The sequence below is a fragment of the Secundilactobacillus malefermentans DSM 5705 = KCTC 3548 genome (genome assembly GCF_001436395.1).
Classification (GTDB): Bacteria; Bacillota; Bacilli; order Lactobacillales; family Lactobacillaceae; genus Secundilactobacillus; species Secundilactobacillus malefermentans.
In genome coordinates this window covers 24,737-43,489 of sequence record NZ_AZGJ01000003.1, presented here as the reverse complement: position 1 = coordinate 43,489, position 18,753 = coordinate 24,737, and the positions used below count along the sequence as shown (strand labels likewise).

The following is an 18,753-nucleotide window of genomic DNA, read 5'->3' as shown; positions in this document are numbered from 1 at the left end:
TATCTCACCCCCTTTGATAATGAACGGTTTCATAATGACTTTCTTTGCTTCTCATAACCATACAATCATGAACTTCCTGATTCAACTTCTTGCGTTGGTCCTTTTTGTTCAGTGTTTGATCCGGCAAAAATGGGCCATCCACATAGACTGTTAATCGCGGTTTCGACCCCCAGCGCCGCTTTTGGTACGTCGTGGTCATCGCAAACGCAGCTGCCTGCGATTGAACCGGGTAGTGAAAAGCGCCATCCGGAAATGGTCTAATTTTCGTGTAGTACGGCCAAACGTGCGCTTCCGGATAAATAGTCACAGCCTGATTCCGTTGAATGAGCGACTCAATTTCCCGATTAAATTGACCCATTTGGTGAATCGAATCTGGCAAAATTAGCGCACCCGCAATTGGGATCAATTTTCCAAGAACTGGAATGCCTAGATTTGCCATGCCTGCCATCATGTAGGTTCGTTTAGGCGCCATGACCTGCAGGGGTGTGAAAACATCCCCAACCGGCTGCGTGTGATTCCCATAAACGAAGTAACCCTGATGACGGTACGGTTTCAGTACTTTCTGGTTCTTCACTGTCACATGGAGTCCCCACTTACAATAGAAAACGCCAAACAGCCAAAACAAGCCGTACAGAAACCTTGATAACCAGCGGAATCCCCAACTATTGTGCGACCAACTGTACGCACTAGGTAGTTTTTGATCCTGATTTTTGCTGGTCACAAAATCATCCGTAAATGACTGATAATAGTAAGTTTTTGGCGCCTTTTTCCCTCTCAAACCGTTATCTCACCTCCCAACGATTGGTATGTGTATCAGACTAAGCTTAGCCGCAAAATTCGTCAACCTGCGTTGCTGAATTCACCTTAGTATATTATCCCAAAAGTCAGAAATTTCAAGCCTAATTCCCTATTCTATTGGGATTTAAGCTACATAAACTAACAAGTGTTAATTAACGCGACATATATTATAATATTGTTGACTAAAACTTTAATTAGGAAGGCTTTTACTTATGACTGATTTGCGTATTAGACGAACTGAAATTGCCATTAAAAGAAGTTTCATTGATTTAGTAAATCAAGAGGGATTTAACGCTATTTCCGTTACCAAAATTGCCGAAAATGCGATGATTAATCGGCTCACCTTTTATAAACACTATGCCGACAAGTACGACCTGGCTGAAAAACTAATCAAAAGCCTTTCGGCCGACTACCGCCAAGCCGTTGAAAAACGCATTCAACTAATGGATAGTGGTCTTGATTTTGGGGAAATCATTAAGATAATGACCCCCGAGTTAAAGCAGGTTTTCTTGAATCAACGTGACACCATCAAGGCTTTAAATACCATTCAAATTGGTTCTTTAACGCTTCAGAGTGAAATTAAAACCATTATTTCAGATAATATCGACCAATTGACCCATCACGAATCATCGGTGCTGGAAAAGGCAATCACCCTCTCCCTTTTTCTAACGATTATTAATTACGTTTTAGAACAGGAAAAGATTCCCAATTACCATGAAATCGGCCAAATATTGCAGAACATGCAACACTATTTTAGCTAAACAAAAACCACTTAGAGCTCTCAGTCAGCTAAGTGGTTTTATTTATCTATTTAGTTTTCTCAAACTCGTGCCCTAGTTTGAGCTTTCTTACCAATCGTTTAGTCTACTTCCAGTAGGCGTATTTGTACTGTGCTTCCGTGATCATTGAGTAATCCATGCCACCGACCTTATCACTCACTAGGTAGGCCTTAGCTTGTTGATAAAGTGGAACCAAACCAGCATTTTCTGTCACGTAGGTATCTGCTTTCTTCATCAAATCCCAACGTTGCTGAGTCGTGTGGTTCGAAGTATCGTTAATCTCTTTAATCATGTTTTGATACGTCTTGTCGTCCCACTTTGTGAAGTTGACGGGGTTTGATCCATCAGCCATTTGGAGGAAGTCTAACGGATCGTACCAATTGGTTGACCAGCCATCAAGATCGATGTCGTAGTCCATCTTAGCGCCCTTGGCAATTTGTTGCGCCAAAGGTAATGATTGAACCGTCACGTGAAGTCCTGGCATGTACTTTTCTGCTTGTTGTTGCAGGTACTGGGCGACATGCTTTTCATCATCTGTATCAGCAGATAGGATTTGAAGGTTAACAGTTTTCTTTCCAAGTTGCTTCTTGGCCTTATTCCAAAGGACCGTTGCTTTTTTAGGGTTATAACTCAGCAAATTACCAACTTCTTTGGTGAAGTCTTCACCCGTCTGAGGATCCTTGGCATCCCCCTTTGGAATTAGGCTGGTTGCCGGGGCTGAACCGTCTTGAAGGACGTTCTTCGTAATTGATTCACGATTGATGATGTATGAGAATGCCTTACGAACGTTCGCATTATGCGTAACGGCCTTCTTATCGTTGAACTCCAAGAAACGCATTGACCCGTTTAACGTGGTCTTCAAACTCTTGTTGTTCTCGTTATTTTTAACGTAGGTCCCACTCAAAGCCGTTTCCTGAACCTTGCCAGACGTAAACAGGTTTTGAGCTGTGCCAGGTTCCTTAACAACTTGAACGGCAACCTTATTAATTTTCACGTTTTTAGCATCCCAATAGTGGGTGTTTTTAACGTATTCCCAGTCGTCAGATGTTCCGTTCCAGTTAACTAGCTTGTAGGCGCCGTTGGTCACTGTTTTAGCTGATGAGGTTCCATACTTACTGCCATACTTCTTGAAGGCGGCTGTGTTAATTGGGTACCCTTTTGAAGCTAAAATATCGTTCAACCAAGGTTGTGGTTTTGATAATGTGATTTGCAGTTTCTTCTCGCTAAGTGCCTTAACCCCTAAGGCGCTCGGCTTCATTTTGCCGGATTGAACGGCATTGTAATTCTTGAAATACTTAAAGTCACTCGCAATTTGTGACTTAGATGTTGGATCAACTTCATGTTCAAATGACGTCACAAAGTCCTGTGCGGTAACCTCGTCGCCGTTTGACCATTTGGCATCCTTTTTCAAATTGTAAGTATAGACCGTGCCATTATTGGTTGGCTTAACTAACTTAGTCGCAACGCCAGGAATGACGTTGCCCTTTTTGTCGTAAGCATAAAGCCCCTCATACGTTTGGCCAATGATTGCGGAACTGAAACGGTCCCCCGATAGTGCAGGATCCGCCGTAGCAGGATTCCCACCAAGTGTGACGTTTAATGTTTTGTTTGAATTAGTTGAAGTTGAATCGGCGTTGCCACTCGTACAACCTGCCAAAATTAATAATAAACTACCAAGTGCAACCGTTAATAGCGTGTTTTTCTTGTTCATGTGATATTTCCCCCGTTAAGTTCAAATAGTGATTAGTCAACTTGTAGCATCGCAAAACCATGCCAGATCGGAAGCTGCGGCGGACTCTATTTAACCCTTTAACTTGTGCTTGTTTCATACTCTCCATCATGTTGACCTCTCTTCTTTGTCTTAAATTGGGGTACTAAAAAAGTCGCCCCTGGTCCATTAAGAACCAAGGGCGACTGTCGCTTTACCACCTTTTATTTGAAAGCCGCTCACACGACTTTCCTCTGGGAGTTCGTATTCAAACTCCGGTGCGGTAATGGGCACCAATCAGCACTAATCTTCTTAGTACAACTTCGAGACTCGTTTCACCATTTCAAACCGGTTTAGCTTCCATTAACCTAAACTTGCTGAGCGTGTTTGACTTGATTACTTTTCTCTTCATCGTTATTCATTATTATGAAAATCTATGCTGATAAAGTTACCTCTTTTGCATAAAACTGTCAACAATTAATTATAATATTCATTTAATCAACCCATTTATACATTATTAAAATTCAATGAGTTAGCAGGCTTATCGACACTTTATACAAAAAATGAATTTTGATCTTTTACTGTCGTGAAAATGGAATGTGGTGCTTTGGCTGATTAATTTTTTGGACTCGGACTTTCGTTGTTACCTTGTGGGTCGTTGTGCCCTCATTTTGCACGGCAACTGAATGGCCCTCAGTGGCAACCAACGTTGTTTGGCTGGCATCCGGTGTCACATAATTTGTCGAAATTTCAAACTGATTTTGCTTAGAACTGGTCATTACAAAGAAAGAGCTACCGATAATAATTCCAGCGGCAATCCCCACGATTCCCCGAAAAATTCGTTTCATACTCCTCTACTCCAATCAAGATGCTAAAACAAGTATAGCACCGCTGTGTTTCAAAATTAACACTAATAGACTTCCGTTTCATTTCTTTTTAAATGGACGATAATCAAATTTAAAATTAATAGGCCAAAATTGGCAATTGCCGCAATCAGAAACAGCCATGAGTAACTCAATCCCTCAATGACTAGTCCACCAAACAAGGGACCAATCGCCTTACCAAATGAGGCCCAGGAGTTGAGTAAGCCTTGATACTTACCTTTAACCGCCACTGGTGTCAATTCGTTAATAATTGCTGGCATGGCTGGAAACGCCGTTGCTTCCCCCATCGTTAGAATCACCATCGCCAATATAAAGTGCATATAATCATGGGCAAACATCAGCGTCACAAACGAAATCGCAACAAAGAAAATTCCCGCATACACTTGAATGTAGATATTTTTCATGTAGTGCGCCAACCGATTAAGAATGAGTTGGAAAATTACAATTAATCCTGCGTTTAAAGTCCATAATAGACTATAATTTCGCATCGGAATTCCCATTCCGGTCATATAGACGGACAAGTTGGATACCCATTGTTCGTACATAATCCAAATGATGACTAAGGTGAAAAAGAAGGTATAAATCACCCAGTTATTTGCCTTTGGAAGTCGAACGAGCTGTTTGGCGCCGTCTGGCTTACGGCGTTTGGCAAGGGCTGGCACCTTATAGTAAACGGCCACCACGATAAACAATAGGACGTACAGCACCGTTGTAATCACAAATAGCAGCGACATACTGATATCGTATACGAAGCCAACCAGTGACGTTCCAAAAACGACCCCCAAATTTTGCATAAAATAGAGCATGTTGAAGACGTAGCGGCCATCTTTTGAATGGATCGTGGTTCCCAAAGAGTTGACCTGGGTGATGATCCATCCCGTCCCGAATCCAATTGCGACAAGCCCAATCGGATACGCCGGCCAACCATGGAGGAAGATTAGCGTTGCCATTGCCAAACCTGAAACGCCCACTCCAAGTAGCGTCAGAAGTTGGGGATTCAGTTGATCAAACAAGCGGCCACTAATATAACTGCCAATCACGTTCGCAATCGAATACATTAAGAGAATGACACCAACCTCTGTCAGTGATTTGCCAAGCGCATTATGCATGTAAATGGTCGTTAACGGCCAGATGAAACTCGTTCCAATACTATTGAGCATGGCGCCCGTTAGTAGCCACTTTAAGCGTGATTCATGCACAAAATCACCTCCATCTTTTGTTTTCCTTAATTAAACCTTTAATAAGTCATGGTTTATTTGTCACATTTTCTTCAAACTTTTTGATTATACTATGTTCATAAGTTAGAAATAAGTTTCTAACCTTCCCCCAAACACTTCTTTTCATGTACTCCTCCTCCCCTTGGAATATATAGAATTGAATCATATATAAAATCAACAGGTTAGCCCGAGAGGCTGGCCTGTTTTTTTGTTTAATTCGGTAAAAAAAGGCTGGTCGCAAAGCGCAATGCTTTGCCCAGCCTTTAACCTTAACCTCGTTGATCAGGGACGTTTGAAATCGATGAGAACTTGTTGTACGACTTCACGAAGAGTAACTTAACTGTTCCTCGTGGACCCGAACGGTTTTTCTCAATAATAACTTCAACCGGTCCAACGTCCTGCACCTCGTCACCACCGTCGTCATCATCATCGTCACGATCATAATAATCATCCCGATATAAAAATGAAACGATGTCGGCATCTTGTTCAATTGAACCAGATTCCCGAATATCAGAAAGCACTGGTCGTTTGTCCTGACGCTGCTCAACCCCACGTGACAATTGGGAAAGCGCGATAACTGGAACGTGAAGTTCTTTGGCTAATTTCTTTAATTGCCGTGAAATAGCGGAAACTTCTTGTTGCCGGTTTTCAGCACCCGTACTTTCAACTAGTTGGAGGTAATCAATGACGATTAGTCCAAGTTCACCATTTCGATCCTTTTCCAATCGGCGACATTTTGCCCGAATTTCGGACATTTTGATGCCGGCCGTATCATCGATGTAAATGTTTGCTTTGGAAAGGCTTCCCATCGCAACCACCAAATTTTGCCATTCTTCTTCAGTTAGCTGACCCGTTCTTAAATGGTTGGCATCAATACTGCCTTCAGCACAAAGCATCCGGTTAACCAGTGATTCAGCACTCATTTCCAAACTAAAAATGGCCACTGTTTTGTCAGTTTTTGTTCCCACATTTTGGGCAATATTTAACGCAAATGCAGTTTTACCAACGGCTGGACGCGCCGCTAAAATCATTAATTCATCTTCATGAAGCCCAGTTGTAATCTTATCTAAATCACGATAACCCGTTGAAAGACCGGTAACCGTGTCTTTTTGTTGGGCAAGTTTATCGATTTCTTCAAAGGTGCTCGTCAAAACATCCTTGATTGGCTTAAAACCAGAGGAATTTCGATCCTCAGCCACGTTCATGATGCTTTGTTCAGCCTGCGCTAGCAGGTCATCGACAGATTCATCTTGCGAGTAACTTTGCGTCACAATGTCGGTTGCTGTTTTAATTAACCGGCGGAGAATTGCCTGCTGAGAGACGATTTTTGCGTAGTAAATAGCGTTAGCTGCCGTTGGAACTGAAGATGCCAGTTCGGCGATGTAGTTCACGCCACCGATGTCCTCCAGCTGATTACGGGTGGTTAGCTCGTCGCTGACAGTCACCGCATCAATTGCCTCATCCCGATCATTTAGATCAACCATGACAGCAAAAATAAGCTGATGAGCACGGCGGTAAAAATCATCCGGTTGGAGGTATTCCATCGAATCCACTAGCGCATCTGTGCTTAGAAAAATAGCACCTAAAACGGCTTTTTCTGCTTCTATATTTTGTGGTGGGGTTTGATCATTAATAATCTCGTTATTCATTCTTGTTCTCCTAAATCTAAACGACAAAAATCTCAAAACCAGCGATTGATTTTGAGATTCTTCATCAAAGGACCAGCTTATTTTTCAGAAACGTGTACCCGAATTTTTGCGGTCACATTTTGGTGAAGCTTAACTGGTACATTCGTATATCCCATTGCGCGAATTGGTTCGTTTAATTCAATCTTGCGCTTGTCTAGCTTTAAGCCAAATTGTTGGTTGAGTGCCTGCGCAATTTGCTTACTAGGAATTGAGCCAAACAATCGGCCATCAGTTCCGGCCTTTGCTTTTAGCTCAACAACCGTCTTATCACTTTCAAGCCGTTTTTGTAGCTCTTTAGCTTCCTCAAGCTGCTCTTCTTCGTGCTTAACTTCGGCCTTTTGTTGACCTTCAAGTTGACTCATTGCGGATTTAGTAGCGGATTTCGCCTTACCATTTTTAATTAAAAAGTTTTGGGCGTACCCATCCGGAACATCCTTAATTTCGCCGCGTTTTCCTTTGCCACGAACATCCTGTAGAAAGATTACTTTCACAGTGATCCACTCCTTCTTAATCATCTACGCCGACCGTTCTCGGCTCTGTTTAAAACTTTATCATATAATTGAACGTTGTGACACTAAAATTATTCAGCATCGGAATCAGTTTCGGTTTCGTCATCCTCAGTTAAAATATCGATTAATCCCTGTTTAACTTCAGCAACCGTTTTATCTTCAATTTGGGTTGCCCCACTGGACAGGTGACCACCACCACCCATTTTTTCCATAATCAATTGAACGTTGTAGTCACCAAGACTTCGGGCTGAAACGCCCACTCGACCGTCGTCACGCTTTGTGATGACAAACGAGGCATCGACACCCGTCATTGATAGGAGGCTGTCTGCGGCCTGATCAGCGGTCACTGAATCATAAATTTGATCCTCTTCACCCGCAATAATTGCTTTATCTTTATCGATAAATTCAACCATTTCAATCAAATGATTCCGTTGTAGGTAACTGTCCACGTTTTCCTTCATCAGTTCTTGCATTTGAACGGAATCTGCTCCCGCAGACCTCAAGTAACTCGCTGCGTCAAAGGTTCGGGTTCCTGTTCGTAGTGAGAAGGATTTAGTATCAATAAAGATCCCAGTCAACATGGCAGTTGCTTCAATTTTGTTAATTGGTTCTTCTTCTTGAGACTGGTACTCAAACATTTCAGTAATCAGTTCACAAGTTGATGACGCATAAGGTTCGATATAAACCAAAATTGGATTCTCGGGGAATTGTTCTCCTCGACGATGATGGTCAATGATCATCACCCGGTTTTCTAGCTTATTATAGAGCTCTGGTGCGATTGAAAGGGATGTCTTGGAATGATCCACCATGATCAGCAGACTTTGCTTAGTCGCCTTTTCTACGGCCTCTTCTGGTGTGATGATTGAATCAGTAATTTCAGGATATTCTTTCAAGGCTTCCAGCAACCGTTTAATATCAGAATGGACGTTTTCTTGATCAAGAACAATCCAGCAATCCTTGTTATTCATTTTGGCAATTCGCCTAATCCCTAGACAGGCCCCAACGGAATCCATGTCTGGGTGCAAATGTCCCTGAACAAAAACTTGATCAGACTCATTCATGAGCTCTTGCAGTGCTTGCGAAATCATCCGCGCACGAACCCGCGTCCGCTTCTCCATTGGGTTCGTCTTTCCGCCATAAAAGCGGGCTTCTTCATCCTGAGGCTTAACAACCACCTGGTCACCACCTCGACCAAGTGCCAAATCAAGGTTACTTTGTGCCTGGTCAGCCAATCGATTTAGATTTAAATCATCATAGGCAATCCCAATACTTAAGGTCAACGGGAAGTTTTGTTTAGACGTGCTTTCCCGAATAATGTCCAGAATCTTAAACTTGTCCTCTTCAATTGCCTTTAGCGTCTTCGAATAGGTCAACAAGAAGAAATGATCATCATCAAGTTGCTTGATGTACATCCCAAAGTCTTGTGCCCACCGCGATAATTCATTGGTTACATAGTTACGTAAATTTGAAATTTCTTGGTCAGTCATTGACTGAGTGATTTCATCATAGTTATCCAAAAAAATCTGTCCTAGCGCTAACTTTTCATCGTTATAGAGCTGTGCAATGTTTTCATAGTGGGTAATGTCCATGATGTAGGCAACGCCCAATTCTCGTTGAACCACTAGAGAAATCTTATAGTCTCCCCACGAAACAGTAGAGTTTTCGCCATCTTCGGCATGGTCACTAATTAATTTTGCCAGTGACTCATCCACGTCCTCAATTTTTTTACCCAGCACGATTTGATCACCAAAGTAATTTTGTAAGTAGGGATTTACCCACTCGATTTCATCGTTTTTGCTGAAAATAACGATTCCAACGGGCATTTCAATCAATGCTTCTTGTTCACCATGTTTAATTCGATAAGATAAATCTGATATATAACGATTGGTATCTTTTCCAATTTCACTCATTGTGTTAAAGGAGAATATTAACCCCAATAAGACGGCGAACACACCGATAACCCCTAAAATCCAACTGTAAATAAAGGCGAGCCAAAGACCCACCAGCGACAAGACGCCAATGAAAATGGTAATTCCTCGTAATCGTTCATTCCGTAAGAACTCTGGTAAATTATCCCAAGAAAATATTCTTTTCATATTTACTCCTCTTATGTTTCAATGGTAGCTTTATTTTAGCACATTCACACCGTTCAAAAAAGCAAGCGGAGAAGTCCCTCTAAAGGCCAAAAAAGAGGTTAAAGCTTTTCAGCTTTAACCTCTTAATATTGACTAGCCTTCTTCTGAAACGAAAGGCATTAAGCCCATGATTCTTGAACGCTTGATAGCAATCGTTAAACGACGTTGGTTCTTGGCACTAGTACCAGTAACACGACGTGGTAAAATCTTGCCTCGTTCTGAAACGAAACGTTCTAGTAAGTTAGTATCTTTGTAATCGATGTATTCGATATGATTTGCGGCGATGAAGTCAACCTTACGGCGACGACGGCCACCTCTTCTTTGTTGAGCCATGTGTTTTCCCTCCTTGATTAACCAAGATCAAATCTTGATCTTAGAATGGTAAATCATCATCAGAGATATCAATTGATTGTCCATTATTTGCAAATGGATCATTTTGGTTGCTGTTATCAGCTGATGGGGCACTGTTGTTGGTATTGTTACCAGCAGCAGGTGCTGACCCACCTTGATTAGGCGTGCCAAATGGATTGGTATCTCCTTGAGGAGCATTATTATCACTAGGAGCACTGAAATTGTTGTTACCACCCGCATTATTTGAAGCCGAACGTGGCTCTAATAGTGCAAAGTTTTCAACAACAACCTCAGTCACGTAAACTCTTGTACCTTGTTGATTTTCGTAATTTCGAGTCTGAATGCGACCTTCAATACCAACTAACGACCCTTTGTGGGTGAAGTTGGTGAAGTTCTCAGCAGACTTTCTCCAAATAACACAGTTGATAAAGTCCGCTTCACGTTCGTTGCTTTGATTGGTAAATTGCCGATCAACAGCCAACGTAAAGTTTCCTACTGCTGCACCACTTGGTGTGTAACGTAAATCAACATCTCTTGTCAAGCGTCCCGTAAGTACTGCTCGGTTGATCATAACTGTTTGCTCCCCTCATTAATTATTGATAATTGAATTATCGGTAAATTAAGCTTCGCGCTTAACGATCATGTGACGAAGAATATCATCATTGATCTTTGAAAGACGGTCAAATTCGTTCAATGCTTCTGCATTAGCAGTTGTTAAGTTAACGATATGGTAAACACCTTCGTTATAGCCACCAATTTCATAAGCAAGACGACGCTTTTGCCAATCTTTTGAATCAATTACGCTAGCATCGTTGTCAGTCAAGATCTTGTCGAAACGTTCTACTAAGGCAGTCTTAGCAGCGTCATCAAGGTCAGGACGAATGATGTAGGTAATTTCATATTTAGTAGTTTCCATGAAAATTACACCTCCTTATGGACTTCAGACCCATCCTCTTGAGATTTAGATGAGTAAGGAGAGTTACCGTCAAATTGACGGCACTCACAGATAAATAGTATATCATGATAAAAATCAAAGTGCAATACGGGACGTTGCAAGAGATGTTATTTGCGTTACTCCCTTAATTACGAAATTGACTAGCTGACTGTATTAAAAAAGATTAGAACATTTTTCGTTCTAATCTTTTTTTGAAATTATTCGTCTTCTGAATCTGATTTTGGCGTCTCCGCTGTCTCATCTTCATCGGTTGGTTGTTCATCAGCTGGCGCTTCTTTTTCAACGACAGCCATCGTTGCAACCTTTGTATCCTCATCAATTCGAATCAAGTGAACTCCGAGTGTTGCTCGTCCCGTCTCCGAAACCTTCTCGACACCGAATCGAATCATGACGCCTTTATTCGTCACAAGCATAATATCTTCATCACCTGAGACAGTTGCAAGTCCTGTCAACGGTCCGTTCTTTTCGGAAACGTTAACGGTCTTGATTCCCTTACCGCCACGACCCTTAATTGGGTAGGCATTTGCAGGGGTTTGTTTACCAAATCCTTTTTCGGAAATGACAAACACTTTACTATCTGGTTGAAGAATATCAGCACCGATAACGTAATCGTCATCACGCAGACGAATTCCTCGTACTCCGGCAGCTGAACGTCCCATTGAACGCACATCACCAGACTTGAAGCTAACGGCATATCCCAAATGAGTTCCGATAATCATGTTATCGCTATCGGTAATGATGGCGATGTTCATCAGCTCATCATTTTCTTTAAGGGTGATTGCCTTTAGTCCATTACTCCGAATATTGGTGAATTCGTCAACTGGCGTCCGTTTAACAGTTCCGTGAACGGTTGTGAAGAACAGATAGCGCTGTTCATCCCCGCCGCCAGAAATATTAATCACGGCTTGCACTTGCTCACCAGTATTAATACCCAGCAGGTTAATCACTGGAATTCCCTTTGCGGAACGACCGTATTCAGGAATTTCGTAACCCTTCATTCGGTAAACTTTTCCAGCATTCGTGAAGAATAACAGAACGTCATGGGTTGAGGCAGAAACAAGGTGCTCGATAAAGTCATCGTTATGCACGCCCATTCCTTGAACCCCACGGCCACCACGGTTCTGCGCTTTAAACTCTGAAGTTGGTAGGCGTTTGATGTACCCGGTATGGGTCAACGTGATAATTACGTCTTCCTCAGCGATTAGATCTTCATCTTCAAGACTCAAGACTTCGCCAACCATCAATTCTGTCCGACGTTTGTCACCAAATTTGGATTGAACATCTAGTAATTCTTGATAAATGATTTCGTTAACCCGATCACGACTAGCCAAAATTTCTTTATAACCAGCAATGTCTGATATCAAACCGTTATATTCTTTTTCAACCTTATCCCGTTCCAAACCAGTTAATCGAACAAGACGCATGTCCAAGATTGCTTGAGCCTGCTTATCAGTTAACTTGTACTCGTTCATTAACCGATCCTTGGCAACTTCACCAGTTTGAGAATTACGGATGATGCTAATAATGGCATCAATATGGTCTAGCGCAATCTTCAATCCTTCAAGGATATGTGCTCTAGCCTCAGCCTTCTTCAATTCAAAAGCAGTCCGTCGCTTAATAACTTCAACTTGATGTTCAAGATAGTAAACAAGAATTTCCTTCAAACTGAGAATCTTTGGGGCACCTTTAACAATTGCCAACATGTTGAAGCTAAAGGATGTTTGCATCATGGTCATTTTGTATAGGTTATTCAAAATAACTTCAGCACTTGCATCACGACGAACATCAATGACAATCCGCATTCCTTCACGATCAGATTCATCGTTTATATCAGTAATGCCCTCAATTCGCTTCTCACGAGCTAACTCAGCAATTCGCTCAATTAGCTTGGCCTTGTTGACCATGTATGGAATTTCAGTTGCAATAATCCGCTGTTTGCCGTTCTTTTGCTCTTCAATTTCGACCTTAGCACGGACGATAATTGATCCACGACCAGTTTCATAAGCTTTCCGAATCCCAGATTTTCCCATGACAACGCCACCAGTTGGGAAATCAGGCCCTGGAACAGCCTCCATCAAATCGGCAGTTGTTGCATCAGGATTATCCATCAAAATATGAATCGCGCTGATAACCTCTGATAAGTTATGAGGGGGAATGTTTGTTGCCATCCCAACCGCAATTCCTGACGCACCGTTCACTAATAAGTTAGGGAAACGAGCAGGAAGCACAGAAGGTTCGCGTTCAGTTCCATCGTAGTTATCTTGGTAATCGATTGTATCTTTGTTGATATCGCGCAACATTTCCATCGCGATTTTGCTTAAACGCGTTTCGGTATAACGCATCGCCGCAGCACCGTCACCATCGACAGAACCAAAGTTTCCGTGACCATCAACAAGCATATACCGATAACTAAAGTCCTGCGCCATTCGAACCATTGACTCGTAAACGGCAGTATCTCCATGGGGATGATACTTACCTAAAACGTCACCAACAACTCTGGCAGACTTTTTGTAGGGTTTATCAGGTGTCACACCCAGTTCGTTCATATCGTACAAAATCCGTCGGTGAACGGGTTTCAATCCATCTCGGACATCCGGCAGGGCACGCGCAACGATAACACTCATTGCGTAATCCAAAAATGACGTTCTCATTGTTTTGGATAAATCAACGTCCTCTATCCGCCGGCTTGGTAATTCTTCATCAGCCAAATTTGCAACCTCCAGTCTTAATTCAAATCCAACTCAATTTAGGTTGGTTACTTAGATGTCCAAGTTTTGAACAAATTTTGCATTTTCTTCGATAAATTTACGTCGTGGCTCAACTTTGTCACCCATCAGCATGCTCAATACTTGATCTGCCTGAATGGCATCTTCAGAATCAACTCTAAGGAGACGGCGATTTTCTGGATCCATTGTCGTTTCCCAAAGTTGTTCAGCATCCATTTCACCAAGACCTTTGTATCGTTGAATTGCAGGCTTTGGTGATGGTGGCAATTGTCCCAAGACTTCTTGTAATTCTTCATCTGAATCAATATAACGCTGCATCTTTCCTTGTCGAATTCGGTACAGCGGTGGCTGTGCAATATACACGTAGCCAGCCTCAACAAGTGGCCGCATGTAGCGATAGAACAGGGTCAATAGCAAGGTTCGAATATGAGCCCCATCGACATCGGCATCGGTCATGATGATTAGCTTATGATAATTTGCCTTTGAAACATCAAATTCATCACCAAACCCGGTTCCCATAGCTGTAAACAGTGATCGAATTTCTTCGTTAGCCAAAATTCGATCCATGCTAGCTTTTTCAACGTTCAGAATTTTTCCACGAATCGGTAAAATTGCTTGCGTCAAACGGGAACGTCCTTGTTTGGCTGAACCACCGGCAGAATCACCCTCGACGATAAATAGTTCAGAAATTGCGGGATCTTTACTTGAGTTGTTTGCCAACTTACCAGGTAAATTACTAATTTCAAGACCACTCTTTTTACGAGTCACTTCACGAGCTCGTTTAGCGGCAACTCGGGCTTTTGAAGCCAAAGAACCCTTATCAACGATAATTTTACCGACAGTAGGATTTTCCATCAAATAGTCCATCAAGTACTCACTGAATAAGTGATCCGTAACGGTTCTAGCATCTGAATTTCCAAGTTTTGTCTTAGTTTGACCCTCAAATTGAGGATCTGGATGCTTGATTGACAGGACAGCTGTCATCCCTTCACGCACATCTTCACCGGTTAAATTATCTTCGTTTTCTTTTAACAATCCCTTTTTGTGGGCGTAATCATTAACAACTCGAGTTAGAGCCCGCTTGAATCCTTCTTCATGGGTCCCACCTTCATAGGTGTGAATGTTATTCGTAAAAGTCAGCAGGTTTGAATGAAAATCATCCGTATACTGCATCGCAACTTCGACCGTAATCCCCTTTTCCTTACCCTCAACGTAAACGGGTTCTGGGAAAAGCGTGGTTTTATTTTTGTTTAAATATTCAACGTAATGCCTTAAACCGCCCTCATATAGAAAATCTTGTTCGGTTGGCTCTTCCGGGCGTTCATCCCGAATCGTGATTTGTAGTCCCTTATTCAGAAAGGCAAGTTCACGAATACGGGTTGTTAACGTATTAATGTCAAAAGTCGTCGTTTCACGGAAAATATCTGGATCCGGAACAAAATGAACCGTCGTCCCATGAATATTTTCTGCTAGGCCTTCATCAATGACCTTCATTTCGGTATGAACGTGCCCATAAGCAAAGTCCATATAGTAACGCTTACCATCACGAACGACTTTAACGTCTAATTCAGTCGACAACGCATTAACAACTGATGCACCAACACCATGAAGACCACCAGAAACCTTGTATCCGCCGCCGCCAAACTTACCACCAGCATGCAGAATCGTGAAAACAGTTTCCAAAGCTGGTCGACCAGTTTTTTCTTGTAACCCAACTGGAATTCCACGCCCATTATCCATCACGGTAATGCTGTTATCTTTTTCAACAGTCACGTGGATTTCGTTTGCAAATCCGGCTAAGGCTTCATCGATACCATTATCAATAATTTCCCAAACGAGGTGGTGAAGTCCTTGAGAACTCGTTGAGCCAATATACATACCAGGTCGCTTACGAACAGCCTCTAGACCTTCTAGTACTTGGATTTGACTGGCATCATATTCTGCTGCACGCTCTTTTTTTGTTTCTTTTTCGTCTGCCAAATGCGTTGCCCCCTTATTAATTTGACGTTTCATCCGTTTTTTCTTCGACTAATTTGCCCGTTTCAATGTGAAATACCTTTGGATCATGAATTAGCTGTCTGGCGACGCCGCTTAAGCTAGTGGTTGTCAAAAAGGTTTGCACCTTATCTTGAATCGCCGTTAGCAAATGCGTCTGCCGATTGTCATCTAATTCTGAAAGAACATCGTCCAGCAGCAAAACCGGATATTCCCCAGTTTCAGCCTTCATCAAATCGATTTCGGCCAATTTCACGCTGAGTGCTGCTGTTCGCTGTTGCCCCTGAGAGCCATAGGTTGAAACATTCTTGTCATTCACAAAGAATTGCAGGTCATCACGATGTGGTCCAAACAATGTTGTTCGCTGAAAAAGCTCTTTTTCACGCTTCTCCTCAAATAACTTCTTTAATCCCTCATAGATTGTATCCGTAGAAACTAACTGTTCTTTTTCAAGTGGTGTTATGTACCTAAACGTTAACCGTTCGCTTCCCTGTGAAATTTCTTGATGAACCTCTGCTGCCCAGTGTTCCAACTCTTTTAGCAGTTTCAACCGTTCCCAAATAATTTCAGCCCCATATGCTGCCAATTGATCAGACAGCACGTCTAGAAATACTAAATCGGATTCTTTGTGGCTGCGCAACTCCTTTAAATAGCGGTTTCGCTGCTTCAAAATCGTCCGATATTGTGACAAATTATAAAGATAGCGAGAATTCATCTGGCCAAATTCCATATCAATAAAACGACGCCGAACCTGTGGCGACCCCTTAACTAAGGATAAGTCCTCGGGTGCGAACAGGATGACGTTTAGTTGACCAATATACTGTGATAATTTTGCTTGTTCCAAATGATTAATCTTGGCCCGTTTGCCGGACTTTCCTAAATCAATTTCAAGTGGCACTGAGGTGGTCTGCTTTTGAACTCGTCCAACAACCTGAGCTGCTTCGGCATCCCAGCTGATGAGTTCGCGATCACTATTAGTCCGGTGGCTACGCGTTAGCGCCAAAAAATAGATTGCCTCCAATAGGTTCGTTTTACCCTGAGCGTTTTCACCCAGTAGAATATTAATCCCATTTTTAAAGGTGACATCTATTGCCTCATAGTTTCGAAAATGATGTAAACTCATGTTCTTTAAATACATGTTTCACCCTACTTTGAATGAATCGTAAATGATCCAACATCAGGTACAGCAACCGTATCGCCTTCGTAAAGCTTCTTACCCCGACGATCATCGCGCTCACCGTTCACTAAAACATCATTGTCATGCAAAAACCATTTTGCTTGACCGCCCGAACTAATGACTGCTTCCGCCTTGAGTAACTGTCCTAATGTTATATAGGGTGTATCAATGGTAACGTCTTTTTTCATCTTTCCACCCACCTTTTCACATACGAATATTATACCCTTTATCAGACCGATTGTACAGTTTACGACACCATATAACGCTCTCTGCGCATTTTTATGAAATTTAAGGTTCTGAATATCAAACTGTCTAAAATTCCTGAGAACGAAAAATAACGGCTTTAAAATTAAAATTAGGTATTTTTCAACTTTTCAGCTGGAAAATTTAAAACCACACAAAAAGCCACCAAGAAATGAAATTTCTGGTGGCTTTTCGCGATTATTTTCGTCGTTTAGAACGTTCTAACTGGCGTAATCAATTGAATGAAGTTTTCATCATCCTCAGTTGGAACTAAGGTAAATGGTCGTAACGCTGAGGTAAACGAAACTTTAATGGTTGATTGACCAAATGAATGAAGGGCGTCCTTCATGTAATCTGGGTTGAATGAAATTTCTATTTCCGAACCTTCCACAGTGTTAGGAACTAATGCTTCTTCAACTTTACCAACATCGGGTGAGTTGCCGTAAATCACAACTGACTTTTCGCTAGGCTTAATGATTAATTTGATGACGTTATTGCGCGATTCATGTGAAAGAAGGGATGCTCGCTCAATTGCAGCAAGCAAAGCGGGTGCTTCGAATTCAAGTGTCGTCTCCGCTTCTTTAGGGATGAGTCGGGATGTATCAGGGTAAGTTCCTTCTAACAAACGTGTGTAGAAAGAGGTTTCTCCCAAGATGAATAGGGCCTGATTTTCAGAAAGGCGCATTTCAACTTGATCGTATTCGTCACCAATCATTCGGGAGAGTTCAACTAAACTCTTACCAGGAATAATAACATCATACTTAGAAGTCGATCCCGTTTGTAAGTTAACTTTTCGTTGGCTTAATCGATGACTATCGGTAGCAACCGCCAAGAATTGATTTTCATCCAAGACAAAATGGACCCCAGTTAAGATTGGCCGGCTTTCTTGATTAGAAACGGCAATAACCGTTTGACTGATTAATTCGCGGAAAACCGCACCATCTAATTTGATGGCATCAGTTGTATCAATTTCAGGTAGGTGAGGATAGTTGTTGGCATCTAGCCCATTAACATTAAAGGATGCAGAACCAGAAGTAATCTCAGTTTGAAATCCTTCAGTTACTTCTAATTGGAATGTTTCTTCTGGTAGTCGTTTGATGATTTCACTAAAGAATCGGGCAGGTAACACAATGGCACCCGTACTTGCGATTGCTAATGCGTTATCTTCATCGCTCGCAGAAATGGTCGTTTCAATTGAAATATCAGCATTAGATCCAGTAAGTGTCAGACCGTTATCTGTGGCAACTAGTTTTAGTCCCGTTAATATTGGAATCGTTGTTTTTGATGAAATGGCGCGTTGGACGTTTGATAATTCCTTGATGAAAACTGAACGGCGAATTGAAAATTTCATAATAAGTGTGTCACTCCTTAGGGATGTATTTATATTAATTAATAAAAAGATAGTAGTCGTAGTAGGGCAGTTGATACGGTGGATAACTATGTAGAAGTGAGCCCCACCGTGAAAATTGGCCTGTGCATAACTTGTGGATAACTTTACAAAAAAATTACATTTATCCACAACCGCGAGAATTAGCAAATAAAGTTACTATTCCCATGATAGCCTAAAATACGAAAAAAAAGCAGTCAT

General features: G+C 41.9%; 16 protein-coding genes. 1 reads left to right on the top strand and 15 read right to left on the bottom strand.

Translation table 11 applies throughout. The annotated features are described in order from the left end of the window. Positions 1–4 precede the first annotated feature (4 nt). Positions 5–778: a 1-acyl-sn-glycerol-3-phosphate acyltransferase gene (locus tag FD44_RS01185; RefSeq protein WP_010619035.1), complete on the bottom strand. Its 774-nt coding sequence runs from the start codon at positions 776–778 to the stop codon at positions 5–7. Positions 779–1,010: 232 nt separating this feature from the next. Between FD44_RS01185 and FD44_RS01180 the strand changes: the two genes are divergently transcribed. Continuing rightward, positions 1,011–1,559 (top strand): TetR/AcrR family transcriptional regulator, encoded by a 549-nt coding sequence (locus FD44_RS01180; protein WP_010619034.1) that lies wholly within the window; start codon positions 1,011–1,013, stop codon positions 1,557–1,559. Between the two features lie 103 nt (positions 1,560–1,662). Here the strand turns inward: FD44_RS01180 and FD44_RS01175 are convergent, their stop codons facing one another. From FD44_RS01175 to dnaN, 14 genes are all read right to left on the bottom strand, one after another. Continuing rightward, on the bottom strand, positions 1,663–3,288 hold the full coding sequence (locus tag FD44_RS01175) for a peptide ABC transporter substrate-binding protein (RefSeq protein WP_010619033.1): 1,626 nt from the start codon (positions 3,286–3,288) through the stop codon (positions 1,663–1,665). A gap of 575 nt (positions 3,289–3,863) precedes the next feature. Next, positions 3,864–4,133 (bottom strand): hypothetical protein, encoded by a 270-nt coding sequence (locus FD44_RS01170; protein WP_010619032.1) that lies wholly within the window; start codon positions 4,131–4,133, stop codon positions 3,864–3,866. A 62-nt stretch (positions 4,134–4,195) separates the two neighbouring features. Continuing rightward, positions 4,196–5,368, bottom strand: coding sequence for an MDR family MFS transporter (locus FD44_RS01165; RefSeq protein WP_010619031.1), 1,173 nt, complete (start codon positions 5,366–5,368; stop codon positions 4,196–4,198). Positions 5,369–5,655: 287 nt separating this feature from the next. Next, positions 5,656–7,035 carry a replicative DNA helicase gene (gene dnaB / locus FD44_RS01160; RefSeq protein ID WP_010619030.1) on the bottom strand — a complete coding sequence of 460 codons (1,380 nt, stop codon included), beginning with the start codon at positions 7,033–7,035 and terminating at the stop codon, positions 5,656–5,658. 77 nt (positions 7,036–7,112) lie between these two features. Beyond that, positions 7,113–7,565 carry a 50S ribosomal protein L9 gene (rplI, locus tag FD44_RS01155; RefSeq protein ID WP_010619029.1) on the bottom strand — a complete coding sequence of 151 codons (453 nt, stop codon included), beginning with the start codon at positions 7,563–7,565 and terminating at the stop codon, positions 7,113–7,115. 89 nt (positions 7,566–7,654) lie between these two features. Next, on the bottom strand, positions 7,655–9,679 hold the full coding sequence (locus tag FD44_RS01150; RefSeq protein WP_010619028.1) for a DHH family phosphoesterase: 2,025 nt from the start codon (positions 9,677–9,679) through the stop codon (positions 7,655–7,657). A gap of 132 nt (positions 9,680–9,811) precedes the next feature. Further along, on the bottom strand, positions 9,812–10,051 hold the full coding sequence (gene rpsR / locus FD44_RS01145) for a 30S ribosomal protein S18 (protein WP_010619027.1): 240 nt from the start codon (positions 10,049–10,051) through the stop codon (positions 9,812–9,814). 40 nt (positions 10,052–10,091) lie between these two features. Next, positions 10,092–10,640: a single-stranded DNA-binding protein gene (ssb, locus tag FD44_RS01140; protein WP_010619026.1), complete on the bottom strand. Its 549-nt coding sequence runs from the start codon at positions 10,638–10,640 to the stop codon at positions 10,092–10,094. A 48-nt stretch (positions 10,641–10,688) separates the two neighbouring features. Beyond that, positions 10,689–10,985: a 30S ribosomal protein S6 gene (gene rpsF, locus FD44_RS01135; RefSeq protein ID WP_010619025.1), complete on the bottom strand. Its 297-nt coding sequence runs from the start codon at positions 10,983–10,985 to the stop codon at positions 10,689–10,691. Between the two features lie 236 nt (positions 10,986–11,221). Further along, positions 11,222–13,675: a DNA gyrase subunit A gene (gene gyrA, locus FD44_RS01130; protein ID WP_413052693.1), complete on the bottom strand. Its 2,454-nt coding sequence runs from the start codon at positions 13,673–13,675 to the stop codon at positions 11,222–11,224. A gap of 108 nt (positions 13,676–13,783) precedes the next feature. Then, the gene (gene gyrB, locus FD44_RS01125; RefSeq protein WP_010619023.1) at positions 13,784–15,730 is read right to left on the bottom strand and encodes a DNA topoisomerase (ATP-hydrolyzing) subunit B; all 1,947 of its coding nucleotides are present in this window, start codon (positions 15,728–15,730) and stop codon (positions 13,784–13,786) included. A 16-nt stretch (positions 15,731–15,746) separates the two neighbouring features. After that, on the bottom strand, positions 15,747–16,883 hold the full coding sequence (gene recF, locus FD44_RS01120; protein ID WP_010619022.1) for a DNA replication/repair protein RecF: 1,137 nt from the start codon (positions 16,881–16,883) through the stop codon (positions 15,747–15,749). A gap of 8 nt (positions 16,884–16,891) precedes the next feature. Beyond that, positions 16,892–17,110, bottom strand: a complete 219-nt coding sequence (gene yaaA / locus FD44_RS01115; RefSeq protein WP_010619021.1) for a S4 domain-containing protein YaaA — start codon at positions 17,108–17,110, stop codon at positions 16,892–16,894. A gap of 266 nt (positions 17,111–17,376) precedes the next feature. Next, on the bottom strand, positions 17,377–18,516 hold the full coding sequence (gene dnaN, locus FD44_RS01110) for a DNA polymerase III subunit beta (protein ID WP_010619020.1): 1,140 nt from the start codon (positions 18,514–18,516) through the stop codon (positions 17,377–17,379). Positions 18,517–18,753 lie beyond the last annotated feature (237 nt).